Origin of the sequence: Pinisolibacter sp. (assembly GCF_036782435.1) — a bacterium.
In the GTDB taxonomy this organism is placed as follows: Bacteria; Pseudomonadota; Alphaproteobacteria; order Rhizobiales; family Ancalomicrobiaceae; genus CALBKH01.
Window position 1 is genome coordinate 41,929 of record NZ_DAIPZB010000028.1, and the last position, 24,780, is coordinate 66,708.

The 24,780-nt window shown below is 65.2% G+C and carries 21 protein-coding genes and 3 pseudogenes; 8 read left to right on the forward strand and 16 right to left on the reverse strand.

The genetic code is table 11. From position 1 onward, the window contains the following. Positions 1-121: 121 nt before the first annotated feature. The 4 genes from V7Q42_RS13365 to V7Q42_RS13380 all read left to right on the forward strand — a co-directional run bounded on the left by V7Q42_RS13365 (position 122) and on the right by V7Q42_RS13380 (position 7,031). Positions 122-1,831, forward strand: coding sequence for a GMC family oxidoreductase (locus V7Q42_RS13365; protein WP_333824588.1), 1,710 nt, complete (start codon positions 122-124; stop codon positions 1,829-1,831). Next, positions 1,828-3,558: an aldehyde dehydrogenase family protein gene (locus tag V7Q42_RS13370; RefSeq protein WP_333824589.1), complete on the forward strand. Its 1,731-nt coding sequence runs from the start codon at positions 1,828-1,830 to the stop codon at positions 3,556-3,558. The genes V7Q42_RS13365 and V7Q42_RS13370 overlap by 4 nt, the downstream gene beginning before the upstream one ends. A 355-nt stretch (positions 3,559-3,913) precedes the next feature. After that, complete coding sequence (locus tag V7Q42_RS13375; RefSeq protein WP_333824590.1) at positions 3,914-5,542, forward strand: long-chain-fatty-acid--CoA ligase; 1,629 nt, start codon at positions 3,914-3,916, stop codon at positions 5,540-5,542. A gap of 505 nt (positions 5,543-6,047) precedes the next feature. Further along, positions 6,048-7,031 (forward strand): IS110 family transposase, encoded by a 984-nt coding sequence (locus tag V7Q42_RS13380; protein ID WP_333824591.1) that lies wholly within the window; start codon positions 6,048-6,050, stop codon positions 7,029-7,031. A 465-nt stretch (positions 7,032-7,496) separates the two neighbouring features. On the opposite strand, the gene V7Q42_RS13385 is transcribed toward V7Q42_RS13380, so the two are convergent. The 13 genes from V7Q42_RS13385 to traI form a co-directional block, all read right to left on the reverse strand. After that, a protein-coding gene (locus V7Q42_RS13385; protein WP_333824592.1) for an IS630 family transposase occupies positions 7,497-8,563 on the reverse strand; the annotation gives its coding sequence in 2 pieces (ribosomal slippage) (positions 7,497-8,077 and positions 8,077-8,563; 1,068 coding nt in all). 203 nt (positions 8,564-8,766) lie between these two features. Then, positions 8,767-10,056 carry an IncP-type conjugal transfer protein TrbI gene (gene trbI / locus V7Q42_RS13390; protein ID WP_333824593.1) on the reverse strand — a complete coding sequence of 430 codons (1,290 nt, stop codon included), beginning with the start codon at positions 10,054-10,056 and terminating at the stop codon, positions 8,767-8,769. Positions 10,057-10,067: 11 nt separating this feature from the next. Next, entirely contained in the window at positions 10,068-10,520 is a 453-nt protein-coding gene (locus tag V7Q42_RS13395) for a conjugal transfer protein TrbH (RefSeq protein ID WP_333824594.1), read from the reverse strand. 2 nt (positions 10,521-10,522) lie between these two features. Continuing rightward, positions 10,523-11,347 (reverse strand): P-type conjugative transfer protein TrbG, encoded by an 825-nt coding sequence (gene trbG / locus V7Q42_RS13400; RefSeq protein ID WP_333824595.1) that lies wholly within the window; start codon positions 11,345-11,347, stop codon positions 10,523-10,525. 23 nt (positions 11,348-11,370) lie between these two features. Beyond that, the gene (locus tag V7Q42_RS13405) at positions 11,371-12,033 is read right to left on the reverse strand and encodes a conjugal transfer protein TrbF (RefSeq protein WP_333823958.1); all 663 of its coding nucleotides are present in this window, start codon (positions 12,031-12,033) and stop codon (positions 11,371-11,373) included. Between the two features lie 20 nt (positions 12,034-12,053). Further along, entirely contained in the window at positions 12,054-13,211 is a 1,158-nt protein-coding gene (gene trbL, locus V7Q42_RS13410) for a P-type conjugative transfer protein TrbL (protein ID WP_333824596.1), read from the reverse strand. 14 nt (positions 13,212-13,225) lie between these two features. Then, the gene (locus V7Q42_RS13415) at positions 13,226-13,387 is read right to left on the reverse strand and encodes a DUF2749 domain-containing protein (RefSeq protein ID WP_333824608.1); all 162 of its coding nucleotides are present in this window, start codon (positions 13,385-13,387) and stop codon (positions 13,226-13,228) included. A 5-nt stretch (positions 13,388-13,392) separates the two neighbouring features. After that, complete coding sequence (trbJ, locus tag V7Q42_RS13420; RefSeq protein WP_333824597.1) at positions 13,393-14,199, reverse strand: P-type conjugative transfer protein TrbJ; 807 nt, start codon at positions 14,197-14,199, stop codon at positions 13,393-13,395. Further along, a complete protein-coding gene (locus tag V7Q42_RS13425) occupies positions 14,171-16,621 on the reverse strand; it encodes a conjugal transfer protein TrbE (protein ID WP_333824598.1) in 2,451 nt (816 codons plus the stop codon). The genes trbJ and V7Q42_RS13425 overlap by 29 nt, the downstream gene beginning before the upstream one ends. Positions 16,622-16,629: 8 nt before the next feature. Beyond that, positions 16,630-16,929, reverse strand: a complete 300-nt coding sequence (locus V7Q42_RS13430; protein WP_333823954.1) for a conjugal transfer protein TrbD — start codon at positions 16,927-16,929, stop codon at positions 16,630-16,632. Next, positions 16,929-17,279: a TrbC/VirB2 family protein gene (locus tag V7Q42_RS13435; RefSeq protein WP_333824599.1), complete on the reverse strand. Its 351-nt coding sequence runs from the start codon at positions 17,277-17,279 to the stop codon at positions 16,929-16,931. The genes V7Q42_RS13430 and V7Q42_RS13435 overlap by 1 nt, the downstream gene beginning before the upstream one ends. Continuing rightward, positions 17,269-18,237, reverse strand: a complete 969-nt coding sequence (gene trbB / locus V7Q42_RS13440; RefSeq protein WP_333824600.1) for a P-type conjugative transfer ATPase TrbB — start codon at positions 18,235-18,237, stop codon at positions 17,269-17,271. The genes V7Q42_RS13435 and trbB overlap by 11 nt, the downstream gene beginning before the upstream one ends. A 15-nt stretch (positions 18,238-18,252) precedes the next feature. Beyond that, positions 18,253-18,879, reverse strand: a complete 627-nt coding sequence (gene traI, locus V7Q42_RS13445; protein WP_333824601.1) for an acyl-homoserine-lactone synthase TraI — start codon at positions 18,877-18,879, stop codon at positions 18,253-18,255. 548 nt (positions 18,880-19,427) lie between these two features. Between traI and repA the strand changes: the two genes are divergently transcribed. The 4 genes and pseudogenes from repA to V7Q42_RS13465 all read left to right on the forward strand — a co-directional run. After that, complete coding sequence (gene repA, locus V7Q42_RS13450) at positions 19,428-20,651, forward strand: plasmid partitioning protein RepA (RefSeq protein ID WP_442958201.1); 1,224 nt, start codon at positions 19,428-19,430, stop codon at positions 20,649-20,651. Then, entirely contained in the window at positions 20,651-21,631 is a 981-nt protein-coding gene (repB, locus tag V7Q42_RS13455) for a plasmid partitioning protein RepB (protein ID WP_333824602.1), read from the forward strand. Before repA ends, repB begins: the two co-directional genes overlap by 1 nt. Before the next feature lie 199 nt (positions 21,632-21,830). Continuing rightward, the gene (gene repC, locus V7Q42_RS13460; protein ID WP_333824603.1) at positions 21,831-23,060 is read left to right on the forward strand and encodes a plasmid replication protein RepC; all 1,230 of its coding nucleotides are present in this window, start codon (positions 21,831-21,833) and stop codon (positions 23,058-23,060) included. Positions 23,061-23,238: 178 nt separating this feature from the next. Then, positions 23,239-23,724, forward strand: a pseudogene (locus tag V7Q42_RS13465) (helix-turn-helix domain-containing protein); the annotation flags it as partial. Here the strand turns inward: V7Q42_RS13465 and V7Q42_RS13470 are convergent. The 3 genes and pseudogenes from V7Q42_RS13470 to V7Q42_RS13480 form a co-directional block, all read right to left on the reverse strand. Then, positions 23,698-24,030 (reverse strand): annotated as a pseudogene (locus V7Q42_RS13470) (IS5/IS1182 family transposase); the annotation flags it as partial. The pseudogenes V7Q42_RS13465 and V7Q42_RS13470 overlap by 27 nt on opposite strands. Before the next feature lie 32 nt (positions 24,031-24,062). After that, positions 24,063-24,476, reverse strand: a pseudogene (locus V7Q42_RS13475) (transposase); the annotation flags it as partial. Positions 24,477-24,490: 14 nt separating this feature from the next. Beyond that, positions 24,491-24,780: transposase domain-containing protein (locus tag V7Q42_RS13480; protein ID WP_333824604.1), on the reverse strand; the 290-nt coding region annotated here is incomplete at its 5' end.

A 24,780-nucleotide genomic window follows, 5' to 3' on the forward strand; every position in this document is an offset into this window, starting at 1 on the left:
CTTGGCCCTGGCCATGAAGCCGTCTTGCGACATTTCTGGCCAGTCGTTCCAAAATTGAGCCCACACAAGAATATTCGCCCATGAAATAAAAGCGTTGGATCAACCAGCGCGGGAGGAAACAATGGAATTCGATTATGTGATCGCCGGCGGCGGATCCGCAGGCGCAACCCTTGCGGCACGATTGAGCGAAGACCCCTCGGTCACCGTCTGTCTGCTGGAAGCCGGTGGGCGGGGCGACGGCATCTTGGTCCGGGCGCCGGCCGCCGTGGTCGGGGTAATGCCGGGATATGGCAAGATCAACAACTGGGCTTTCAATACGGTTCCGCAGCCGGGACTCAAGGGCCGGCGCGGCTACCAGCCGCGCGGGCGGGCGCTTGGCGGGTCTTCCGCGATCAACGCCATGCTCTATGTGCGCGGGCAAAGGCAGGACTATGACGGCTGGGCCGACCTTGGTTGCGACGGCTGGGACTGGGACAGCGTGCTGCCCTATTTCAAGCGCTCGGAAAACAACGAGCGCGGCGATAACAAGTTTCACGGTGTGAACGGCCCGCTTCAAGTTTCCGAGCAGAAAAGCCCGCGACCGATCACGCGCGCTTTCATCGAAGCCGCCCAAGAAATGCAGCTGCGCGAGCGCGACGATTTCAACACCGGCGACAATGAAGGTGTCGGCCTCTATCAAGTGACCCAGTTCCATGATCGGGCACGCAATGGCGAGCGCTGTTCTGCGGCCGCGGCCTATCTGCATCCGGTGATGAGCCAGAGGCCCAATCTCAAGGTTCTCACCGGCGTGCGGGCCTCGCGCATCGTGTTCCAGGACAAGCGCGCGATCGGCGTTCTTTACCGCAAGGGCGGGGCCGAATATCTGCTCCGGGCGAGGCGCGAAGTCATTGTCGCCGCAGGGGCGTTCGGCACGCCACAGCTCCTGCAACTCTCGGGCGTCGGACGCGCGCAGGACATAACGCCACATGGCGTCGAAATGGTGCACGAACTGCCCGGCGTTGGTCAGAATCTGCAAGACCACCTCGACTTCATCCAGGCCTTCAAGACCAAAGACACGGATAATTTCGGGATTGGCCTTGCCGGCGCTGTCGGTCTAACCAAGCATATCGTGCAATGGCGGCGCGACGGGACGGGAATGATCGCCACTCCCTTCGCCGAAGGCGCCGCTTTCCTGAAATCGAGCCCGATCGTCGATCGCCCGGACCTGCAATTGCATTTCGTGATTTCGGTGGTCGATGACCATGCGCGTAAATTGCACCCTGGCTATGGATTTTCTCTCCATGTTTGCGCCCTTCGGCCGCACTCGCGGGGCGAGGTCTTCCTGCAATCGGGCGACCCACTGGCCGATCCGGGCATCGATCCAAAATTTCTGTCCGATCCGCGCGATCTCGCCGTGCTGGTGAAGGGGGCCAAAATCTCGCGTGAGATCCTGATGGCCCCGTCCATGGCGAGATATCGGGAGACGGAACTTTTCGGCGTTCGCGACAATATGACGGACGCCGAATGGGAGGAGCATATTCGCTCGCGCGCGGACACGATCTACCACCCCGTCGGAACCTGCAAGATGGGCGTGGACGAAATGGCGGTGGTCGATCCGCAATTGCGCGTTCGCGGGCTTGCAGGGCTGCGTGTCGTGGACGCGAGCATCATGCCCGCGCTCATTTCCGGCAACACCAACGCCCCTACCATCATGATCGCGGAAAAGGCCGCCGACATGATCCGAGGCGTCGGTCCGGCTTCGCGAGCCGCGCCCCCGTTGCGCGACGACAAGACGTCAGACGCTCGCCGGGACGACGTGCCCTGCCTTCAGGTTGCCGAGGTTCTTCAATGAAACACCAGCAAATCCCGAACCCGGTCGATTTCGGCGTTTACGACACGGCTCTTGCCGTCCTCGATGCGGCCAAAGACGATTGGGCGCGCGTTTCGGTCGCCGAGCGCATCGACATTCTCGAGGCGATCAAGACATCGCTCATGCAACAGGCGGAGGGATGGGCCGAAATCGCGGCGCGCCGGAAGCTCATTCCGGCCGGTTCGCCTCTGACCGGCGAGGAATGGATATCAGGACCCTATGCGGTCATGGCCGCCTGCAACGGTCTGATCCTGACCCTCTCGCGGATGAAGAACAAGGCGTTTCTTGCAGAACTACCCTACCGCCATCTCGGCGACGGACAACTTGCGGTGCGCGTTCTCCCGCACGGTATCTGGGACCGGCTGGTTCTGTCGGGCGTGAAAGCCGAAGTCTGGATGCAGCGCGACGTCACGGAAACATCATTGCAGGCGGCTTCAGCCTACGATGTTCCGGAGGTCGAGCGTCAGGGCAAGGTGGCGCTGGTGCTCGGGGCGGGCAATATCGCCGCCATCAGTCCACTGGACGCCTTCCAGAAGATCTTCATCGAGAACCAAGTGGTTCTCCTGAAGATGAATCCGGTCAACGATTACCTGACAGAATACCTCGACGCGGCGCTGAAACCGCTGATCGACAGGAACGCCCTGCGCATCGTTCGCGGCGGGGGGAGCGCTGGCGCTTATCTGGTGGAGCATCCGCTGGTCGAGGAAATCCACATCACCGGCTCCGGCGCGACCCATGACGCGATCGTCTGGGGAACGGGAGCGGAGGGTGAGGCCAATCGACGGGCGGGCAAACCGCGAAATCCCCGGACCGTCACGTCGGAGCTCGGCGCCATATGTCCTACGATCGTCGTGCCCGGACCATGGTCGAAGGCCGACATTCTCTTTCAGGCCGAACAGATTGCCACGCAGAAGCTGCATAATTCCGGCTATAATTGCGTGGCGCTTCAGGCCCTCATCCTTCCGCAAGGCTGGGACCAGACGGAAACCTTGATCCGCGAGGTGCATGCCGTCATGGCGCGAGCCGGCCAGCGCGAGGGGTACTACCCCGGAAGCGCGCAGCGATCCGCGGATTTCGTGGCGCATGGCGGCGCTGAAAGCATCGAACGAGGCCCTGGAGCGCCCGCCTGTCTCGTTGCCAATTTCGACAAGGGCGATTCGGACTGGCTCGCTCACAACGAGATTTTCGCCCCCGCTCTGACAACGAAAAGCTTGCCTGCGAAAGATCCTGAAACCTATCTGCGCGAGGCGATCACTTTCGCCAATGATCGACTGTATGGAACATTGGGCGCGAATGTCATCATTCACCCCCACACGATCAGGGCGATCGGACGCGCGCGGTTTGAAACCTTGCTCGGCGAATTGCGCTACGGCACGATCGCCGTGAACGCCTGGACCGGGCTCGCCTTCCTGCTCAACGCTTGTCCATGGGGCGGATTCCCCGGCGCCGCCATCAGCAATCCCGGCTCGGGCATTGGAACGGTCCACAACACCTTCATGCTGGAGAAGACCGAGCGAACCGTCGTGGAGGCTCCATGGCGACCGTTCCCGCGCAACCTCTTGTCGCTCGGATTCACGCTCTTGCCTCGCCCGCCCTGGTTCATCACCAACCGCCGGCAGCACGTGCTCGGACGATTGTTGACGCAATTCCAGTACAAGCCCTCGGTCTTGAAACTTCCGAGGATATTTTTGAACGCGCTCCGGGGATGATCGAGGAGGAGGCCGCCTGGCCGAGCTGATTGTCTCTTCCGCAACGGGATTCGAATCGTCAATGTTGCGCGAGCTGGATCGCCAATCCCGTGGGGGGATGGAGCTTGCATCATGCAGCGCTCCATCCGGTGCCCGCCCGGACCCGTGGCCGGATCTCGCGCGTCGAGGCGATCCGCCCACGGGTCCGGGCGAGCGCCCCACCGATCGACGAGCATAGCGCGCTTCGAGCGATTGCCGCCCCCATCCGAAGTTGCGCGGGACAGCCGCAGTCGATCGGGTTCAAGTTCGGTGACCTGAACGTCACCCTGGTGCCGCATAGTATACGAGACACAAGAAGACCACGCGGGAGGAAGACATGCTCGGTTCGATGATGGATTGGCCGCTTCTGTGCACGAAGATCCTCGACCACGCCGCCGCCCAACACCCCAAGCGCACCATCCTGACCCGCTCGGTCGAAGGCCCGTTCCACACCACCAACTACGCCGAGCTGCGCGCCCGCTCGCTGCAATGCGCCAAGCGGCTCGAGAAGCACGGCATCGGTTACGGTGACCGCGTCGCGACGCTGGCCTGGAACACCTGGCGCCACATGGAAGTGTGGTACGGCCTGCTCGGCCTCGGCGCGATCTATCACACCGTCAACCCGCGCCTGTTCCACGACCAGATCGTCTGGATCATCAACGACGCCGGCTCGCGCCTGCTGTTCGTCGACCTGACCTTCCTGCCGATCGTCGAGAAGATCGGCGCCGAGATCCCCGGGATCGAGCAGATCATCGTCCTGACCGACGCCGCCCACATGCCGGCGACCACCCTGCCCAACGCCGTTCCTTACGAGGAGTGGCTGGCCGAGGTCGACGGCGACTTCGAATGGAAGAGCTTCGACGAGAACACCGCCGCCGGCCTGTGCTACACCTCCGGCACCACCGGCCACCCCAAGGGCGTGGTCTATTCCCACCGCTCCAACGTCATCCACGCCTGGCAGGCGGCGACCGCCGACATGTTCGGCTGCTCCTGCCTCGACACGATCATGCCGGTCGTGCCGATGTTCCACGCCAACTGCTGGTCGATCGCCTTCACAGCGCCGCTGACCGGCGCCGCCCTGGTGCTGCCCGGCGCCAAACTCGACGGCGCCTCGATCCACGAGTTGCTGGAGGTCGGCAAGGTCACCATTACCGCCGCCGTGCCTACGGTTTGGCTGATGCTGCTGCAGGTGATGGAATCGAAGAACCTCCGCCTGAGCCATCTGAAGCGGGTGATCATCGGCGGTGCCGCCTGCCCGCGCGCCATCACCGAGAAGTTCGAGAAGAACTACGACATCCGCGTCGCCCACGCCTGGGGCATGACCGAGACCAGCCCGCTCGGCACCATCTGCGGCCCCAAGCCCGAGACCGCCGCCCTCGACCTCGCCGGCCGCCTCGATCTCCAGGTCAAGCAGGGCGTGCCACCCTTCGGCGTCGAGATGAAGATCACCGACGACGAGGGCCGCGAGCGTCCGCGCGACGGCAAATCCTTCGGCCGCCTGCGGGTGCGCGGGCCGGCCATCGCCGGCGGCTACTTCAAGGGCCAGGGCAAGGAGAACTTCGGCCCCGACGGCTTCTTCGACACCGGCGACGTCGCGACCATCGACGAGAACGGCTACATGCAGATCACCGACCGCGCCAAGGACGTCATCAAGTCCGGCGGCGAGTGGATCTCGACCATCGATCTCGAGAACCTCGCCGTCTCCCATCCCGACGTGATGGAAGCCGCGGTGATCGGCGTCGCCCACCCCAAGTGGGACGAACGCCCGCTGCTGATCATCGTGCCGAAGGCCGGGAAGTCTCCGACCAAGGAGGACATCCTCGCCTTCTTCGAAGGCAAGATCGCCAAGTGGTGGATGCCCGACGACGTCGTCTTCATCGAGGAGATCCCGCACACCGCGACCGGCAAGATCCAAAAGATGAACCTGCGCGAGCGCTTCCGGGGGTATGTGTTGCCGGGGGCGTGAGGGGGGGGCAGATTTTCCGTGCCGCGATGGGCCACAAGATTGGCGGGTCGAAGAGCAGGCTGGGCGGAATCGAGCGGCCAAGCGGGCTACTACCCTGCGGGCCGAGCGGTGCAGTCTCGGTGGATCGCACAATCACGAGGACATATGAGGATTGGCTTCATCGGCTCGAATTCTATCCCACCGCGGCCAAACTTCGCCCGCGCGGTCTGAAAAAGGATAGACTGTTCTTTCCGAAACCGTCCGATCTTGGCCGCCTTGCCGGCCTGATGAGTGCGGGATAGTTTACGTCGTTGACGACGTCGCTATTGACGTCGTCAAGGAGGTGAGCGGTGCGCCAGGAGATCCTGATCGGCCCGGAGCGACGGCGACGATGGTCTGAAGGGAGCCCGTCCCCCCCGAGGGTACGGATCCCGTGCGGGAGCAAGGGCCCCTTCCGCGTTCTTCTCAACCCTGAACAGTTGCTTGGGACTGCAGATCCCACACGGCATGGACAGGAGCCTTCACCATGCCGCAGCCCATCGCCGGCTGCGATCTTTCGCGTGCCTTCATCGATCTCCACTTCCTGCCGGCCGGCAAAGTCGGCCAGATCGCCAATACCCCGGAAGCCATCGCGTCTTGGCTCGATACGCTCGGGCGCGATGTCCTCGTCGTCTTCGAGGCGACCAGTGGATGCGACGGCGATCTGATCGCGGCTCTTGCCGAACGTGGTCACCCGTTCTCACGGGTCAATCCGCGTCAGGCCCGGGAGTTCGCTCGCGCCACCGGCGTCCTCGCCAAGACCGATCGGGTCGATGCCCGTGTCCTGGCGCGGATGGGAGCCGCCCTGCCGCTGCCGATCACCGTTCCGGTGAGTGCCGCCCGCTCGCGTCTCTCCGATTTCCTACGTCGTCGCAGGCAGTTGGTCGACATGTGCAAGGCCGAGAGGCTGCACCGACACAGTGCCGGTCAGGACGAGATCACCACCGCAATCGAGGCAATGATCGACCTCCTCGGCCGCCAGATCACCGATCTCGATCGACACATCGCCGGGCTCATCGACGAGGACGCGACGCTGGCGAGCCAAGCCCGACTGCTCGCCGCCGTTCCCGGCATCGTTCCCACCGTCCTCGCCACGCTCCTCGGGGAGTTGCCGGAACTGGGAACCCTGTGTCGACGCCGCATCGCCTCGCTCGCCGGCCTCGCCCCCCGTGCCCGAGAAAGCGGAACCTGGCGCGGCGCTCGACGCATCTGGGGAGGCCGAAGGAAGGTTCGCGAGGCCCTCTACATAGCCGCCCTCTCCGCCTCGCGCTACGTCCCGCCCTCGTCGCCCTGCGCGACCGAATGCGCCAGAAAGGCAAGGCGCCGAAGACCATCCTCATCGCCGTCGCCCGCCAGCTCCTCGTCATCCTCAACGCCATGCTCAAGACAGGCACGCCGATCGCTCTCGCTTGAACAACACAGTTGCCCCCGCGACGTCCGTATCCGACCGAAGTCGCGGGATTTTCATTGAAAACTATATAGATATTTCAATTGCATAGGTGTTCGCAGTTTTTTCCTGAGTGGCGCTCAGCCTGCGACGACCGCGTTGGCGATCGCCGTGGATCCGTCATGCCGCGTGGTGGAATAGACGATGCACCAGGCTCGGACGCCGGCAGGAACCGTCTTCTCAAACGGCTCCATGAGGATCAGAGCGCCGGGTTCGCTCGGGAGCACGTCGGGGGCGGCATAGAAGGCGCCCGGGTTCGCTCGGGAGCACGTCGGGGGCGGCATAGAAGGCGCCCGGGGTCGCCGGTCGCGACGCCCACCAGGATGTTGCGACGGCGAGGATGACCGCAACGGACAGACCGGCAGCGATGCGTGCTGAAGCGACTGGTCTCGGTCGGGCGCATTTCGTCGGCCTCGGCAATCGATGAACAGCGATGGTTCGTCAGCAGCTCCCGAACGCCACCCGGCGTCGATCTTATACCAATGGCCCTCATCCCTGACCGATATGCGCCCAGTCGCGCATCCCGATCGATGTGATGACCTCGGGACTGTCGACGAGCCTTCGCCAGGCCTCGCAGGCGGCGTCGACGATCTCGGCGTAGGTCTCGAAGACGCGGTTGGAGAGCCAGTTCGATCGCAGGTACTGCCAGATCTGCTCGACCGGGTTCAATTCCGGTGATCGCGACGGCAGGAAGATCAACGTCACGTTCTTGGGCACCGTGAGGTTGCCGGTGGTGTGCCATCCTGCGCGGTCGAGCAGCAAGACGGCGTGCGATCCTCGCGCGACCATGGTCGAGATCTCATCGAGATGCATCTGCATCGCCTCGGTGCCGATGTAGGGGAGTGCGAGCGCGGCGCCGACGCCGCGCGCCGGGCAGATCGCGCCGAACAGGTAGGCGTTCTCGTAGCGCTGGTCGGCGGGTTGGCGTGGTCTCGTCCCTCGCCGTGCCCATTGCCGAACGATGCCGTTCTTTTGTCCGATGCGGGCCTCGTCCTGGAACCAGATCTCGATCCGTTTCCGCTTCGGCAGATGGCCGACGTGGGCGTTCAGCGTCCGGGCGAAGTTTTTTTGAACGCCTCCATGACCTCGGGATCCTGCCCCGGATGACGGGGGCGTGCGCTGATGTGGGAGAAGCCGAGCGCCTTCAGGATCTTGCCGACAGTGCGCTCGTGGTAGTCGACGCCGAAACGCTCGAAGACGACCTTCTTCAGGTCGATGCGCCGCCAGCGGACGACGCCGTGGACGGCACGATCCGGGCCGGTCTCGACGATCTCGGAGAGTTCGGCCAGCTGCTCCTTCGACAGCCGGGGCGGCTGCCCTTTCGAGCGGATGTCCCGCAGGCCGTCGGGACCCTGTTCGTTGAACCGGTGGACCCAATCGCGCAGGGTCTGGCGATCCATCCCGCCGATCCGGGCCGCCTGCTCGCGGTCCATGCCGTCGAGCACGGCCGCCAGCGACAGCAACCGCCGGCTCTGGTTGGCGTGCTTGGAAGTGGCTGCGAGCCGTCGCAGGTCCGATGCCGAGTAGTCCGTCCGAAGCTTCACCGCAGCGGCCATGGCGCGAATCCTCCCCGCGCCATGGAATCAGCGATCCAATCCCTCGGAAAGCCCCGGAGAGTCAGCCCCGGCGGCCGATGGTATTACTCTGCGAATGCTCGTCGATCCATGAGGAGTGGATCCGCCGAGTACGGTCACATGCCGTTACAGCACCGTCACATACAGTTGCAAACCGTCACCGAGACGCGACGATCGTGTAGCGCTCATCCTCGATAGCTCCCCGGAAACACCACGTCCTGGTCGACCAGCACGTTGAACTTGTAGCCGGGCCGGATCTCGATGGTCGGCTGGACGTCGAGGTTCTTGGTGATGGTGCGCTCGGCGACGCGGCCGAAGGTCTCGGCGAAATTGCGCCGGGCGGCATCCGATGCGGTCTCCTGATTGGAGAGGGTCGAGTTCTGCGGGATCGCCATGTCCATGCCGGCGCCGATGACGGCGAGGAGGATGGCCGAGCCGAAGGTGCGGAAGTAGTGATTGTCGACCTGATCGGAGAAGCCGCCGTAACCTTCGGCGTCGGTGCCGGCCATGCCGCCGATCTGCAGCGTCGCGCCATTGGGGAAGACGATGTCGGTCCACACCACGAGGACGCGGTTCTGACCGAAGGAGACCTTGGAATCGTAGCGGCCGAGAAGTTTGGCGCCTTGCGGGATGAGCAGGCGTGAGCCGGTGGCGCTGTCGAAGACGTTTTGGCCGACCTGAGCGATGATCCGGCCGGGGAGATCGGAGTTGATGCCGGAGACGAGCGTCGCCGGGATCACCGAGCCGCGTTTCAGCTCGAATGGAGAGGTCTGGCCGACGACTCGGGAGGCGAGATAGCCGAGCGATTTGAGGTCCTGATTGAAGAACTCCTCCTTGGCCTTCTGCCCGTTGGGATCGGTCATCTGCCCGCCGACGCCTGCCTTCAGCGCGGCGGCATAGTGATCGGCTGCGGAACCGGCCTTGGCGAGCGATGCCTCCACCAGTCTTCCCCCCTGCCCGCTCGTCGTGCCCTGGAGCTTCTTCAGATCGAGGGCGAGCGGAGAGTCGTGAGCGGTGTTGGCGGCCTGAACCCGCGCCATGCGCTCGCGTTGGGCCTCGCGGAAGAGCTGTTCCTGCCCCTCGCGTTCCAATCGCGCGCGCCAGGCGTTGTCCGGCTCGGCCGGCGGTCGTTCGGGAGCTTCGACCAGCGGCTTCACCACGAAGGGATTGGCGGGCTTGTCCGGCGCCGGCTTGGCGGCGGGCGCCGGTTGGAAGGGTTGAGTGTCGGCCGGTTCACCGATGATGCCGTCGGCGACGCCGCGTTTCATCTGATCGGCGAAGCTCGAGGCCGAGCCGCCTCGCCCGCCGATTTCCGGGCCGGTCGGACCGCGGCCGTAGAAACCGCGGCTCGACAGGCCCCAGAACACCACCCCGAGAAACACCACGACGAGGCCGAGACCGACGACGATCGGCAGCCGGTTGAGCCGGCGGATCTTCGGCGACCCGGGGCCGGAGAGATCGAGAGACTGCACCATGATCCCCTCCCCTATCCGCGCCGCAGGATCGACAGCGGGCTCGACGGCACGGCCCCGGTCGGGGTCTCGCGATAGGTCCGCGTCAGATCGAGGGTCCTCGTCGAGAGCCGCACCAGGATCTCGCCGTCGCCGGAGGTGACCACGTAGGCGAGAGGGATCGAAGCCCCCTCCCCTGCCGCACCGTCGCGGGTGACCGCATAGCCCTTGGCGCGCAGGGCGCCTTCGAGCGATGAAGCGAAGGGAGCGTCGGAGGACATGAGCACGATGGTCCCGGTACCGGGGCCGACCAGTTCGACGAGCCGGCCCGAGAGATCGCCGGCGATGGCGTCGGCGGTCGAGTTCGAGATCTCCGCCGGCGCTGAGCTGGCGATCAGACCCTCGGTGCCGAAGGTCTGGCAGGCGGCGATCGGCAGGGCGAGACATGCCACGGTGACGAGGCGGACGAGGGCGGTGTGGTCTCGCATGATCACCCTCCTCTCGCGATGGTGATCTTCTCTTGGCTCCATCCGACCCCGGAGACGAGGATCGCCCGATCGATCGCGTAGTCGACGATCATCAGTTCGCCCTTCATGCGATAGTTGACGATGCGGTTGTCGCCACCGGAGACGACGAAGAGGACCGGAGCGTCTGTCCCTGAGAGGGTCGATGGGAACTGGATGTAGGTCTTCGTCCCGTCGGAATAGACCCGCGTCGGCCGCCACGAAGCGCTGCCGCTCATCGAGAAGCCGAAGTTCAGCTGTTCGGCCGGGACACCGGCGCCGGGAAGGGTCGAGGCTTCCATGCGGGCGTTGACCGCCGCCATGCGCGCGCCGACGTCCTCCGGATAGTCGAAGCCGACCCGCGCCATGTACTGGGTCGGGTGCGACTTCAGTTGGAGGTGATAGGTCCTGCGCGAGGTGGTCACGACCATCGAAGTGACGAGATCGGGTTCCGCCGGCTTCACCACGAGATGAACGGCCTGTGCGCCGGAGTCGCCGGAGGTCGCTGGTTCGACCTTCCACCGCACGGTGTCGCCGACGAGCGCATCGCGAACCACTTCGCCGGCCTGGAGCTCGATGTCGCAGACCTGGAGCGGCGAGCAGACGATCGAGGGCTGCACCTCGCCGTAGAGGAAGATCACCTTGCCGTCAGGCCCGCGCGTGACGAGCCCGGGCCTCTCACGCCACTTGGCGGAGAGACTGGCGCCTCGGGATTCATTGGTGCTCATCGACTGCGCCGAGGCCGCATTGCTGCCGGTGACGAGGATCAGGGCGACGGCGGTGGCGAGCGCGCGCGTTCGGTTGTCGGTCATGACGAGGTCTCCAAGCCGGCCGGTCACAGCTGCGCCGTCCATTCGAAATCCTTGAGGTAGAGGCCGATCGGATTGAGGCGGATGACGCCTTCGTCCTGCGGCGGCGTCAGGGTGACGGTGGCGATGCCGCGAAAGCGCCGGCTCGCCGTCTCCTTGCCCTTGCGGTCGCGCTCGTATTCGGTCCAGTCGATCTGGTAGGTCTGGCTGGAGAGCGCGACGATGTTGGAGACTTCGATGGCGACGGTCGCGGTCTTGGCCTTGTCGAAGGGGGAATTGCCCCGGTACCAGGCGTTGACCTTCTCGGTCGCCGGATCGGCGGTGCGCAGCAGCGCATAGGTGCGGTCGATGTACTGCTTCTGAACCACGGCGTCGGGGGTGACCGAGCGCAGATTGCTGACGAAGGCACCGAGCGTGGCGCGGACGACGCGCGGGTCGGCATATTCGATCTGTTGCGGCGTGCCGGCGGTGACCGCCGTCCCGAGCTTGTCGACCTCGACGATGTAGGGGACGAGCTTGACCTGCGTGCTCTGGAAGAGCGCATAGCCGAAACCGATCAGGGCCATCATGAGCGCCGTGATGCCGACGAGGCGCCAGCTCCGGGCGGCCTCGATATGGTCGCCGTAGCGTTCGCTCCATTCCTGGCGCGCGGCGAGATAGGGGTTCTCGGGTGGGGTGGCGTCGGCCATCGCTCTCGCGGCTCCTCGTCTCAAGGTTTCGTCGGTCGGGTGGCAGCAGCACTCTGACGCGCCTGATCGAGCTTGGCGTTGGCGAGGCCGAGGGTGGACGTGCCATAGGACCCAGGAGCGCCGATCGCCTGATCGCGGGCGGCGGAGGCGAGTGCGCCACTGGTCGACCCGAATCCCTGCCGCATGCCGGCGAGCACCGAGGCGCCGACCGAGGCGCCGCCGGCGCGCGCCGCCGAATAGCCGGAGGCAGCTGCCCGCCCTCCCCCATGGACGAGCGCGGCGCTGCCGGCGGCGAAGGACGCGGCCTGGCCGCCGTGGCGGATCGCCTCCATGCCGCCGGTGACCGAAGTGCCCTGAACCACGCCCTGAATGATGTTCGGCACGTAGATCGAGACGACGAAGACGACGACCGAGATCCCGGCGATCGCCAGCGTCGAGACGAACTGATCGGACCCGCTCGAGGCGTTGGCGAGCCCCAAGAGGACGTCGGAGCCGATGCGGGCGATCATCACCAGCGCCATCAGCTTCATGCCGACGGAGAAGGCATAGGTCAGATAGCGGACCGCGAAATCCTTGGTGTAGGAGGAGCCGCCGAGGCCGAGCATGATCATGCCGGCGAGGAGCCCGACATACATCTCGACCATCACGGCGACGAAGACCGCGGCGACCAGCGAGAAGCAGACGACGACCACGACCATGGCGAAGACGGCGGCGATCGCCAGCGAGTTGTCCTCGAAGAGGCCGAACTTGGCCTTGTCGGACATGGTCGCGGCGACCTTCAGGCCGGCGTTGAAGACGTTCGCAGGAGACGCCGATCCACCACCGGCACCGATCTGGTAGAGACTGTCGACGACCGCCTTGGCGAAGCTCGGGCCCTGTTCGAGCACGAAGGCGAAGAGGCCGATGAACAGGATCCGCCGGACGAGGGCGGCGAACCAACCGTCGAGCGAGGCGGCCTCGATCGCCAGGAAGATCGCGGCGACCCCGACCTCGATGCCGGCGAGGATCCAGAACAGCGAGCGCGCCGCCTGCATGACGGTCGTCTCCCAACCGCGCGCCGCCGTCACCACCTGGTTTTCCAGGGTGGTGAGAACACTGCCCTCCTGCGCGAGAGCCGGGACTGCCACCAGGACGCAGGCCCCGGCAGCGATGATCGCGATCGGTGTTAATACGCGCATCCCCTGCCCTCCCCTCACCAACGTGGTTTCATCTGCTGGCCGCCGGTGGTGTCGTAGGCCTTGGGCGCGCCGAGGAAGTCCTCGGCCATCAGCCGTTTTCCCCGCGCGTTGAGCGCGAGGCCGACGGCGGTGCCGAGGACGGCGACGACGGCGAGCGCGAGGAGGAGAAATCGCATCGGGGTCACCAGCGCGGCTCCATGGTCTGGCCGCCGCTCGTCGCGGGGGCGGTGGAATCGAAGAAGCTCTCGCGGCGGGCCTGAGCGAGATCGCGGCTCGCCTGTTCCGACTGGTACCAGGTGCCCATCATCGTCATCTGCTGGGAGACGAGGCCACGCAGCTTCTGCATCTGGGCGACCTGTTGGGCGGCGATGTCGTGGCCGACCTGCAACGCCCGCATCTGCCCGTCGGCGCTCTCCGACATCGAGCGCAGCTGCGACATGGTCGCCTCTTCGGTCGAGAACTGCTCGGCGGTGAGGCCGGCGGCCTTCAGGGTGCCGCCGATCGTGTCGCGGTTGGTCGCCGACCAGCTCTGCCAGGTCGCGGAGAAGTTCTGTCCGGTCGGCTGGCTCGCCTTGAAGTCGGAATAGGACTTGAAGCGGGCGGAGAGCACGTCGTCGATGTTGCCCATGGAGAAGGAGATCCCCTGGGCCTTGGTCACGACGCTCTGTAGGCGGTTGAGGTCGCTCTGGACCTGTCCCCAGATATGGGCCGGCAGCTGCGCCGTGTTCTGCAGCATGTTCTGGTAGATGCGCAGCTGGTTCTGGATCTGCTCGGCGAGCTGGGTGATCTGCGTCACCTGATTGTCGATCTGGGTCGCCGAGTGGCCGACCAGACTGACCAGCTCGCCGTTGTTGAGGAGCTGCGTCCATTCGGTCGCGCCGCCGGTCAACCCGCCGCCGCCGGCGGAGACCGGGTAGGGCGAGAGCAGGATCGCGACCACGGTGAGGATTGCGCCGGCGTCACGCCGGCGGGAGCAAGGTTTCGGCATGAGCCACCCCTCTTTGTTTGAGCCAATGGCGGGACCAGTCGGTCCCGTATTCGGCGTGAAGGGATCGGATCGTCGCGAGGTCCGCCTTGCCCGACGCTCCGACGAAGGCGAGGGTCAGGGGCCCCAGGCTCATGTCGAAGAGGCGTCGACCGATTGGTGAGACGGCGTAGTACTCACGTTTCGGCACGGCATTCGCGACGATCTCGATCTGGCGCTCGTTGAACCCGATGCGCTCGTAGAACTCTCGTGTGCCCGGCTCGCGCGCCGCCCCGTTGGGCAGGCAGATCTTGGTCGGGCAGCTCTCCTTCAGGACGTCGATGATCCCGGACCGCTCGGCATCCGAGATCGACTGGGTGGCGAGGATCACCGCGCAATTGGCCTTGCGCAGCACCTTCAGCCATTCCCTGATCTTGTCGCGGAAGGCGGGATGGCCGAGCATCAGCCAGGCCTCGTCGAGAATGATCAGGCTCGGGGCGCCGGTGAGCCGCTTCTCGATGCGGCGGAAGAGATAGAGGAGCACGGGCACCAGGTTACGCTCACCCATGGTCATCAGCTCTTCGATCTCGAAGGTCTGGAAGGCGCCGAGCGCCAGACCGTCGGTTTCAGCGTCGAGGAGCTGACCCATCGGACCATCGACGGTGTAGGCGTGGAGCGCATCCTTGATCTCGCGCATCTGCACGCCCGAGACGAAGTCGGAGAGCGAGCGGCCGCGCGCCGCCGCCATCAACTCGATCTGCCGCGAGATGGCGTTGCGATGATCCGGCGTGACGGTCACGCCCTGCAAGACGATCAGGATCTCGATCCACTCGGACGCCCAGGCGCGATCGGCCTCGCTCGAGAGCTCCGACAGGGGACAGAAGGCGAGAGCCCCCTCCCCTGCCCCGGCGCCGATGTCATAGTGGTCGCCGCCGACGGCGAGCGTCAGCGGCAACATCGACCCGCCCTTGTCGAAAGCGAAGACCTGCGCGCCGTCGTAGCGACGGAACTGCGCGGCGATGAGGGCGAGCAGCGTCGACTTGCCAGATCCGGTCGGCCCGAACACCAGGGTGTGGCCGACGTCGTCGACATGGAGGTTGAGGCGGAACGGCGTCGAGCCCGACGCCACCTGCATCAAGGGCGGCGAACCCTCGGGATAGAAGGGACAGGGCGCGACCTCGGCTCCCGACCAGACCGAGTTCAACGGGATCAGATCGGCGAGGTTGCGCGTGCTGATCAGCGGTTCGCGGACATTCGAGTACCAATTGCCGGGCAGGCTGCCGAGGAAGGCCTCGGTCGCGTTGAGCGTCTCGATCCGGGCGCCGAAGCCTTCCGACTGGACCAGGCGGCGCACCGCTTCGGCCTTGTCGCGCAGCCGCTCCTCGTCTTCGTCGAAGAGCACGATCACCGCGGTGTAGTAGCCGAAGGCGACGAGACCCGAGGCGGCCTCGGCGATGGCGTCCTCAGTCTCGGCGACCATCGAAGCCGCATCCTGATCGAGCGATCGGCTCGCCGTCTGGAAGAGTTGGTCGAGGAACGGCCGGACCTTCTGCTGCCACTTCTTCCGCGTCCGCTCCAGACGCTCGCGCGCCTCGTGCTCGTCGAGGAACATGAAGCGGCTCGACCAACGATAGGTGAGAGGCATCAGGTCGAGGGCGTTGAGAATGCCGGGGGCGCTCTCCGCCGGCAGACCGTCGATGGCGACGATCGCCAGACGCCGATGGTCGACCAGTGGTCCGAGCCCATGGTGGAACTCGGCGACCGCCAACCAGTCGAGATACATCGGGATCGCCGGCAGGCGAACCGGATGGCTTTCGCCGGTGAGGGTGAAACGGATGAACTGGAAGAGCTCGTCATAGTGCGCGACGCGGAAGCCGCTCGCCCCGCTCACCTCCCGCGTTACCATCCGGCGGATCGACAACACACCGGCCAGATACTGCTCGATCTCGCGGATGCTGGTGCGGAAGAAGTCGAGCGTGGTGTCGACGAAGCTCGCGGTGCGGCTCTCGTCGTCGGCATAGACGAAACGCGCCAGCCCGGCCTTGCGCGGCGAAGCCGAACGCCAGGTCAGGATCATCGCGTGTCGGCTCTCGAAGTGACCGCTCGCGCGTTCGAAGCGGATCCGCCGTTCGTCGTCGATCGCCCGGCTGACGGGATCGGGAAACCGGCAGGCCTCTCGGGCCGGATAGGTGGTCGTCGGGACGCGCACCGCTTCGACCTGGATCATCCAACCGGATCCGAGCCGCGCCAGGATGGCATTGATCCGGCGGGAGACCTCGTTGCGCTCGAAGTCGGTCGAGCTCTCGCTGTCGGGGCCGGCGAAGTACCAACCGGCCATCAACGAGCCGTCCTTGAGCAGGATGACGCCGTTCTCGACCAGGGCCGCATAGGGCACCAGGTCGGAGAAGGACGGGCCGGAAGGACGGAAGGAGCGGAGCGCGACCATGTCGGACCTCACGCGCGACGCCAGGGGGTGGAGGTCGGCCGATAGATCGGCCGATAGCGGATGTAGCGGGCATAGACCGCCCGCATCTGCGGATCGGCCTTGGCCATCATCCGCAGGATTCCGAGGACGATCGTCCAGAGGAGGAAGCCGACGAGCGCCGAGGTCCAGGTCAGCACCACGAAGATCAGGATCGCCGCGGCGAGCCCGGTGACCAGCACCAACTCGCGGTCGGCGCCGAGCAGCAGGTTGGGACGCGACAGCGCCCGGTGAATGCGCGTGCGCTCGAGCGAGGACGTGATCTCGGCCATCACGCTCCCTCCCCTGCCCGCTCGTCACTCACGCCGATGGAAGCGCCGGTCGAGCCGAACAGAGCGACGATCTGGGAGGCGCCGAGCAGGATGCCGGCGACGAGCACCACGTACATCAGCCGCCGCGCGAAATCGTTGAGCTCGCCGCCGAAGATCAGCATGCCGCCGGCGACCGCGACGGCCGCCAGCGCGATGAAGCCGGCGACCGGACCGGTGATCGACTGCTGGATCTGCTGAAGCGGGCTCTCCCACGGCAGGCTGCCGCCGCTCGAGGCGAGCGCCGGGCCGGCCATGCAGGCGACCACCACGAGGGAGAGGAGAACGAGCATACGGGTTCGATCAGGCGACATGGCGTCTTGCCTCGGTTGTGAGAGGGCGGGTCTGGTAGCGGCCGTCGACGAAACCCTCGACCTCGAGGATCTCGCGCACGCGTCGACCGGTCGGGGTTCGCTCGATCGAGACGACGAGGTCGACGGCTTCGCCGATCACCTCGTGCATCGGCTGCCGGCTCGCTTCGGCCGTCAGCTGTTCGAGCCGCCGCAGCGCGGAAGCCGCCGTGTTGGCGTGAACCGTGGTGATCCCACCGGGATGGCCGGTGTTCCAGGCCTTGAGCAGGGTCAGCGCGGCGCCGTCGCGCACCTCGCCGACGATGATGCGGTCGGGACGGAGCCGCATCGTCGACTTCAGAAGCCGAGCCATGTCGACGGTGTCTGAGGTGTGGAGGGCGACGGCGTTCTCGGCCGCGCAGCGGATCTCGGCCGTGTCCTCGAGGATCACCAGGCGATGGTCGGGCGCGACCCGCACCATCTCGGCGATCACCGCATTGGCGAGCGTCGTCTTGCCCGATCCGGTGCCGCCGGAGACGACGATGTTGCGGCGAGAGGTGACGGCCATGCGCAAGGCATCGGCCTGCCCTTCGCTCATCACGCCCGAGGCGACATAGGCGTCGAGCGCGATCAGTTGCGACGCCCGCTTGCGGATGGTGAAGGTCGGCGCGCCGACGACCGGCGGCAACAGCCCCTCGAAGCGGTGTCCGCCGATCGGCAACTCGCCAGAGACGATCGGGCGTGTGTCGTCGGCCTCCGACTGGAGCGCGTGGGCGACGCTGCCGATGATGATCTCGGCGGTGCCGGCGAGCATCGTTCCGGCCTCGCGGATCCCCTCCCCCAACCGCTCGACGAAGATCCGCCCGTCGGGATTGAGCATGATCTCGACCACCGACGGGTCTTCGAGCGCCGCGCGGAGCAGCGGCCCGAGGGCTTCCTCGAGCTTGCGGACCAACCGGGGATGGGAGCGTGCCTGAGCCATGTCGAACCCGCCGTCTCAAGCCGCGACGGCGGCGCGGGCACCGAACTCGGAGACATACCCCGGCGGGCAGACCTTCTCGAAGCTGATCCGATCCGCCGGAAGCGTTCCCGCGACGCTGATGGTCTCGCCGATCAGGCGAACCTCGCCGAGGCGCCGCATCGGCCAATGCGCCCGCTGCAGGATCCGCTCGAAGCGGACATCGGTCGCCATGACGATCTCGCGGTAGTCGTTGGCCATCGACCAGTCGATGACTGCGGCGAAGAGGGTCAGGGTCGCTTGATGGAGCGTCCGCGACGAGACCGCCGAATTCGCGGTCGTGTCGACGCAGAAACGGGAGGCCTCGATCATGCCGCGATGGGTGCGGAGCTTCCGGCCGTCGAGCAGCTGCGGGAAGGTCCACTCCAGCATGGTCGGGCCGGTCGCCGGCAGAAGCCGGGCACAGCCGACGACGGTATCGCTCGGCGTGACCGCGAGGATGTAGGTGGGGCCGAGCCGATCGTACTCGTCGAGCTCCCTCCCCTCTTCGATCTGGACATTCCAGCCGAGGCGCCCGCCGAAGATGCGGGCGCGCAGCCGATGCATCTGGTCGATCAGATCACGGGCGTGATCGGTGTCGGCGTTCGAGATCGCTACGGCTCGCATGGCTCGGTCCCTCGGTTCGTTGGAACGAAGCCAAGGGGAGCACGGATGGCGCGTCGCGTCAGACCGGCGAATTTGACGGGGTAAGAGCGGTGGCCGCCGCGAGCGAGTGGGGACGTAGCAGGATCCCTTCCCCGTCAGATTCGACGGGTTTCCGAGGCAATCACATCGTGAAACTACTTCTGCCCGTGTCCACGGAAGAAACCCGACTCTGATCGGGCAGGCGTGGGTCGAGTGCGACGGATGATGCTATGCCCACATTGAACAACGAGAGCCATCTCTCAACGTCGCTGCTTCCAGCGACGGACCCATCGGAAAACTCGAATTCCGCGCAACCCCTTCCGAGGGGGCAAATTGCCGAAGATGAACGTGTTTTCCGTGATGCTTCCGGCGATTTGGGAAAAGCGAGTTGCCGGCCGGCAACTTCACAGAAAGGGCCGTTTGCGAGTGATTTGTCGTTAAGGTTTCGTTTACCCTTAATCGCTTGCCAGACTCGAAGAATCGAGCGATTTTGGCACGGAAGATCGGGCGATATTCGCTCTTTGCCGTGCATACGCGAGGCAGCAGTGGTTACGACGACAAAAGCCGGACAACAGCTCGGCGCGATCCATGAGCTCGTAGGCGCGCATGCCCGCGAGCTCTCGTCGCGGCTGCAGTCTCATCGGCTCCAACTCTTTCCGCCCGAGGCTCACAAGAGCCTCAGGAAGTTCACGTCGGGAGAGGCCGCTCGGTTGATCGGCATCAACGACGGCTATCTTCGTCGCCTCTCACTGGAAGGCAAGGGGCCGGAGATCGACGTCGGTCCGCATGGTCGACGGTCCTATTCGGCAGCCGACATTCAGGCGCTGCGTGTTCTGTTGGATCAAGGCGGCAAGTCGGATCGCCGCTATGTTCCCTGGCGGAGTGGCGCCGAGCATCTTCAGGTCATCACCGTCGTCAACTTCAAGGGTGGTAGCGGCAAGACGACGACGGCTGCCCATCTCGCTCAGTACTTGGCATTGCGTGGATACCGTGTTCTGGCGATCGACCTCGATCCTCAGGCGAGCCTTTCGGCGCTGCACGGCATTCAGCCGGAGTTCGACGTCGACGACAATCAGACCCTCTACGGTGCGATCCGCTACGACGGCGAGCGCAAGGATCTGCGTGAGATCATCCGTAAGACCTATTTCACCAACCTCGATCTGGTGCCGGGCAACCTCGAGCTGATGGAATTCGAGCACGAGACGCCGAAGGCGTTGGCCGGCTCCAATCCGACCGAGCGTATGTTCTTCACGCGCATGGACGAGGCCTTGGCATCCGTCGCCGACGATTACGATGTCGTCGTCGTCGACTGTCCGCCGCAGCTCGGCTTCCTCACCATGTCGGCTCTCTGTTCGGCGACTGCGGTTCTGGTCACGGTTCATCCGCAGATGCTCGACGTCATGTCGATGTGCCAATTCCTGATCATGACGTCGGATCTGCTCAGCGTCGTCGCCGATGCCGGGGGCAACATGGGCTATGACTGGATGCGCTATCTGGTGACCCGCTACGAGCCGGGGGATGGCCCGCAGAACCAGATGGTGTCGTTCATGCGTTCGCTGTTCGGCGATCACGTTCTGAACTATCCCATGCTGAAGAGCACGGCGATCTCGGACGCCGGGATCACCAAACAGACGCTCTACGAGGTCAGTCGGGACCAGTTCACGCGATCAACCTATGACCGCGCCCTGGAGGCGCTCGACAACGTCAACGGCGAGATCGAGCAGCTCATCCGCAGCGCGTGGGGGAGGGCGTGATGGCGCGTAAGAACCTTCTCATCGGCCTGACGAGTGCCGAGTTGCCGGCCGGCAACTCGGGCGCCGTCGATACCGGCGAGCCGGAGGTGCGTGCTCATGCGACGCCTCATTTCGGCATCGGAGGAACACGTGGCGCAATCGGAGCGGTCAGCCGTTCTATCGAGCAGTTGAAGGCCCAAGCGGTCGTCGAATTGGCTCCGGCGCTCATCGACGTTTCCTTCATATCGGATCGCCTGCGGGGCTCGGTGGAGGATCACGAGGGTCTCGTCGCTTCGATCCGCGAACACGGACAGCAAGTCCCGATTCTGGTTCGCCCCCACCCCGAGAAGGAAGGACGTTATCAGGTCGTCTACGGACATCGGCGTCTGCGGGCTGTTTCCGACCTCGGCAAGCCGGTTCGCGCGGTGATCAAGCCGCTTTCCGACGAGCAGGTCGTGATCGCGCAGGGCCAGGAAAACAGTGCCCGGACCGACCTCTCCTTCATCGAGAAGGCGCTCTTTGCGGCACGGCTGGAGGAGGGGGGCTTCGGGCGTGAAACGATCATGGCTGCATTGTCCGTCGACAAGACCGGCTTGTCGCGGCTGATCTCTGCCGCCGTGAAGATTCCGCGCGAGATCATCGAGGCCATCGGACCCGCCGCCAAGACGGGCCGCGACCGGTGGGTCGAACTCGCGGCGCGCCTCGACCATCGACATGGCCTGGAGAAGGCGCTGCGGACGATCGCGGAAGACGGCTTCGATGGGAAAAGCTCCGACGAACGCTTCAACCGAGTTTTCGACGTGGTTGCGCCGAAGAAGCCGGCTCAGGCTCGTCCGACGATCCTCAAGGCCGACGACGGAACCCGCGTTGCTCGGATCAAGGGTGACGGACAGAACCTGACGGTGATGGTCGACGAGAAGGCGACGGCGGGCTTCGGCGCGTATCTGGTCGCCAATCTTCCCGAACTTTACGCGGCGTTCAAACGTCGTGGCGAGGCGTAAACCGCATATCCCTGAAACCCGACTGGAGAAACAGCGGCAAAAAGAAAAGGCCCCCGAAACGTCACCGCTCCGGAAGCCCTCTCATCAAGTGTAGCGACTGATAGAGAATCACTTCCGCGAATCGCTGTCAAGCCTCTCTGCGAGCGGCATCGCCGTTTCGGCGACCGAATTTCTTTGCCCAAACAAAGGCAAAGGCATCATGCAGCCCTATCAGTCCAGAACGCCCTTCGGAGGGCGATCGCTGACGCTTGCCCATGTGGCGGCGCAGTCCAAGGCGGAGGCGCGAGCCCCGGAGAAGGTCGTCCACAAGTGGGAGGTCTTCCGTTCGATCTGTACTGCCAAAGCCAGACTCGGGGTCTCCGAGCGGGCGTTGGCCGTGCTCGACGCGCTCTTGAGCTTCCATCCGGAGACGACACTGTCGGGCGACAAGCTCGTTGTGTGGCCGTCGAACCGGCAGTTGGCGCTCAGAGCCCACGGCATGGCGCCGGCGACGTTGCGTCGTCACATCGCAGGCCTGGTCGACGCCGGCCTCGTCGTGCGCCGCGACAGCCCCAACGGCAAGCGTTACGCCCGCAAGGGGGAGGGGGGCGAGATCGATCAGGCCTTCGGCTTCGATCTGACGCCGCTCGTCGCCCGCGCCGAAGAGATCGAGAGCCTGGCCGAGGACGTCCGCGCCGCCGATCGGGCGCTGCGGCTGGCGCGCGAGCGCATCACCATCTGCCGCCGCGACATCGCCAAGATGATCGCCACCGGCCTTGAGGAGGGCGTCCCGACGCGGCGAGAGGGCAGGGGGCCTACCGATTGGAACGAGGTTCACGCCCATTTCCGCTCGATCGTAGAGGCCATGCCGCGCAATGCCGGGCTCACCGATCTCGAAGGGATCGCCGAGGATCTCTCGACGCTCGCCGACGATGTGTTCATGCTGTTGGAAATGCATGGAAAAGACGAGAATACGAGCGCCGATGAGTCTCAAAATGAGCGTCACATACAGAATTCAAACCCACACCCCTCTACTGAACTTGAACCTCGCTTCCAAGAAGTGAGGGCGGCGAGGGCAGAGATCGAACCGCTTGCGCTCAGACCCGTGGAGGGCGCCTTCCCCTTGGGGATGGTGCTCCAGGCCTGTCCCGACATCGTCGACTATGCCCGAGACGGCATCTCCAACTGGCGCGACTTCCTGGCGACCGCGGCCGTGGTGCGGCCGATGCTCGGGATTTCGCCGAGCGCCTGGGAGGAGGCGAGGGGGATTCTGGGCGAGGTTCAGGCGGCGGTCGTCGTCGCGGGGATCCTACAGCGCCATGCGATGATCGCTTCGGCCGGCGGTTACCTGCGCAGCCTGACGCGTAAGGCGGAGGAGGGCGGCTTCAGCCTCGGCCCAATGCTGATGGCGTTGATCGGCAGCAGGAAGCGCGAGAAAGTGAGGGCGTGATGGAGCCGGCGAGGAAGGATGCGGCCGTGGTTCGCCGGATCACGAATAGAGTTCGGAACTCTGGAAGGGCAGGGGACCCGCCCCTCGTCGAGCGAGACGAAGTCTTCTAGTGGATTGACCGATACGGAAGAGTCCGATTTGGGATTCCGTTCGAGGGCGTCCTGTGCGAATCTCGGGCATGCGCACAGGGGTCTCGATCACACTCGGTGAGGCTGAGCGGCGGCGGCTCGAAGCCGTGATCGCCGACCGTAACTCGCCACAAAAGCATGTCTGGCGAGCCCAGATCGTTCTGATGAGCGCCGACGGCATCGGAACGGCGGCGATCATGACGGCGACCGATACCGCCAAGACGACCGTCTGGCGTTGGCAGGCCCGCTTCATGGACGAGGGCGTCGATGGGCTGCTGCGCGACAAGACTCGCCCGCCCGGCAAGCCGCCGGTCGCCGACGACAAGACGTCCACGGTGGTGGCGATGACGCTGAAGCCGCCGCCCCATGAGGCGACGCACTGGACGGCGCGCGCCATGGCCAAGGTCGCCGGATTGGCGGTCTCCACGGTTCAGAAAATCTGGAAGACGCACGGCCTCGCCCCACATCGCTGGCGGCAGTTCAAACTTTCCAACGATCCTGCCTTCACCGAAGCCGTTGTCCGCCATGTAGGCCTCGTTGACGGCAGAGCGATAGGCCGTGTCGGCCCATACCGTCCGCGCCGTGTTGGTCGTGTCGAGCAGGCCGTCGCGCAGCACCGCACCCTCGTAGGCGGCCGCGTCCGTGACCTTCCACGTCCGGATGAAGCCATGGCCGACGTCGATGGCCACGTGGTTCTGGTAGCCGAAGGAGGGAATGGCGATGTCGACCGGAGGCTTCGTCCCGTCCGGCCGCTCCTTCGCCTTGGTGAACTTCACCGTCCAGCGCGCGTCGCGATCCTTGTGCCGGAGCTTCGCCGGCCGGCTCTTCCAATCCTCGGGGATGGAGCTATGGGGGAATTTGGGTGACGGGGCGATCAGGCGGCGGTCTGGGACGGCGCGTTCGTGACCTCGATGCCGTCGGCGAATCTGACACCTCGAACGACCTTCGGCAACTGGTTCTCGCCCTTCAATCGCCGCCAGGTCTTTGCCGCGGCGGTGACGAGCTTGAAGACCATCAGCCGCGCCGTGGTCGTCGACAGCGCGCCCTTCGTGCGGACCGTCCGGTGGCGAACGGTGGAGAAGACGCTCTCGATCGGGTTCGACGTGCGTAGATGGTCCCAGTGCTCGGCGGGGAAGTCGTAGAAGGCGAGCATCTGTCGGCGATCCTTGGTCAGGCACTCGACCGCCTTCGGGTACTTGGTGCCGTATTTCTCGGCGAAGACATCGATGGCGGCCTCGGCCGCGGCGCGATCGGGTGAGCGCCAGATCTCGCGGAGGTCGACCTTCATCGTAAGCGTCGTTCTCAGGCCACGTCGGCGAGGAGGCGCGCGGGCGGGGCATATGCCCAAGGCAACAGCTCGTCGATGCGGCTGTTGGGGTGATCGGCGACGATCCTGGTGAGCACGTCGGTGAGGTAGGCCTGGGGTTCGACGTCGGCGAGCTTGCAGGTCTCGATGAGGGAGGCGACGACCGCCCAGTGGTCGGCGCCGCCATCGGAGCCGGCGAAGAGCGCATTCTTGCGGGTCAGCGCCAAGGGGCGGATGGCGCGCTCGACGGTGTTGTTGTCGATCTCGACCCGACCGTCGTCGAGGA

Bases quoted from the DNA above. Each gene is read 5' to 3' on its own strand.
- V7Q42_RS13365 (WP_333824588.1), top strand. From the start codon at position 122: ATGGAATTCGATTATGTGATCGCCGGCGGCGGATCCGCAGGCGCAACC.
- V7Q42_RS13370 (WP_333824589.1), top strand. From the start codon at position 1,828: ATGAAACACCAGCAAATCCCGAACCCGGTCGATTTCGGCGTTTACGAC.
- V7Q42_RS13375 (WP_333824590.1), top strand. From the start codon at position 3,914: ATGCTCGGTTCGATGATGGATTGGCCGCTTCTGTGCACGAAGATCCTC.
- V7Q42_RS13380 (WP_333824591.1), top strand. From the start codon at position 6,048: ATGCCGCAGCCCATCGCCGGCTGCGATCTTTCGCGTGCCTTCATCGAT.
- trbI (WP_333824593.1), bottom strand. From the start codon at position 10,056: ATGGTGCAGTCTCTCGATCTCTCCGGCCCCGGGTCGCCGAAGATCCGC.
- V7Q42_RS13395 (WP_333824594.1), bottom strand. From the start codon at position 10,520: ATGCGAGACCACACCGCCCTCGTCCGCCTCGTCACCGTGGCATGTCTC.
- trbG (WP_333824595.1), bottom strand. From the start codon at position 11,347: ATGACCGACAACCGAACGCGCGCGCTCGCCACCGCCGTCGCCCTGATC.
- V7Q42_RS13405 (WP_333823958.1), bottom strand. From the start codon at position 12,033: ATGGCCGACGCCACCCCACCCGAGAACCCCTATCTCGCCGCGCGCCAG.
- trbL (WP_333824596.1), bottom strand. From the start codon at position 13,211: ATGCGCGTATTAACACCGATCGCGATCATCGCTGCCGGGGCCTGCGTC.
- V7Q42_RS13415 (WP_333824608.1), bottom strand. From the start codon at position 13,387: ATGCGATTTCTCCTCCTCGCGCTCGCCGTCGTCGCCGTCCTCGGCACC.
- trbJ (WP_333824597.1), bottom strand. From the start codon at position 14,199: ATGCCGAAACCTTGCTCCCGCCGGCGTGACGCCGGCGCAATCCTCACC.
- V7Q42_RS13425 (WP_333824598.1), bottom strand. From the start codon at position 16,621: ATGGTCGCGCTCCGCTCCTTCCGTCCTTCCGGCCCGTCCTTCTCCGAC.
- V7Q42_RS13430 (WP_333823954.1), bottom strand. From the start codon at position 16,929: ATGGCCGAGATCACGTCCTCGCTCGAGCGCACGCGCATTCACCGGGCG.
- V7Q42_RS13435 (WP_333824599.1), bottom strand. From the start codon at position 17,279: ATGTCGCCTGATCGAACCCGTATGCTCGTTCTCCTCTCCCTCGTGGTG.
- trbB (WP_333824600.1), bottom strand. From the start codon at position 18,237: ATGGCTCAGGCACGCTCCCATCCCCGGTTGGTCCGCAAGCTCGAGGAA.
- traI (WP_333824601.1), bottom strand. From the start codon at position 18,879: ATGCGAGCCGTAGCGATCTCGAACGCCGACACCGATCACGCCCGTGAT.
- repB (WP_333824602.1), top strand. From the start codon at position 20,651: ATGGCGCGTAAGAACCTTCTCATCGGCCTGACGAGTGCCGAGTTGCCG.
- repC (WP_333824603.1), top strand. From the start codon at position 21,831: ATGCAGCCCTATCAGTCCAGAACGCCCTTCGGAGGGCGATCGCTGACG.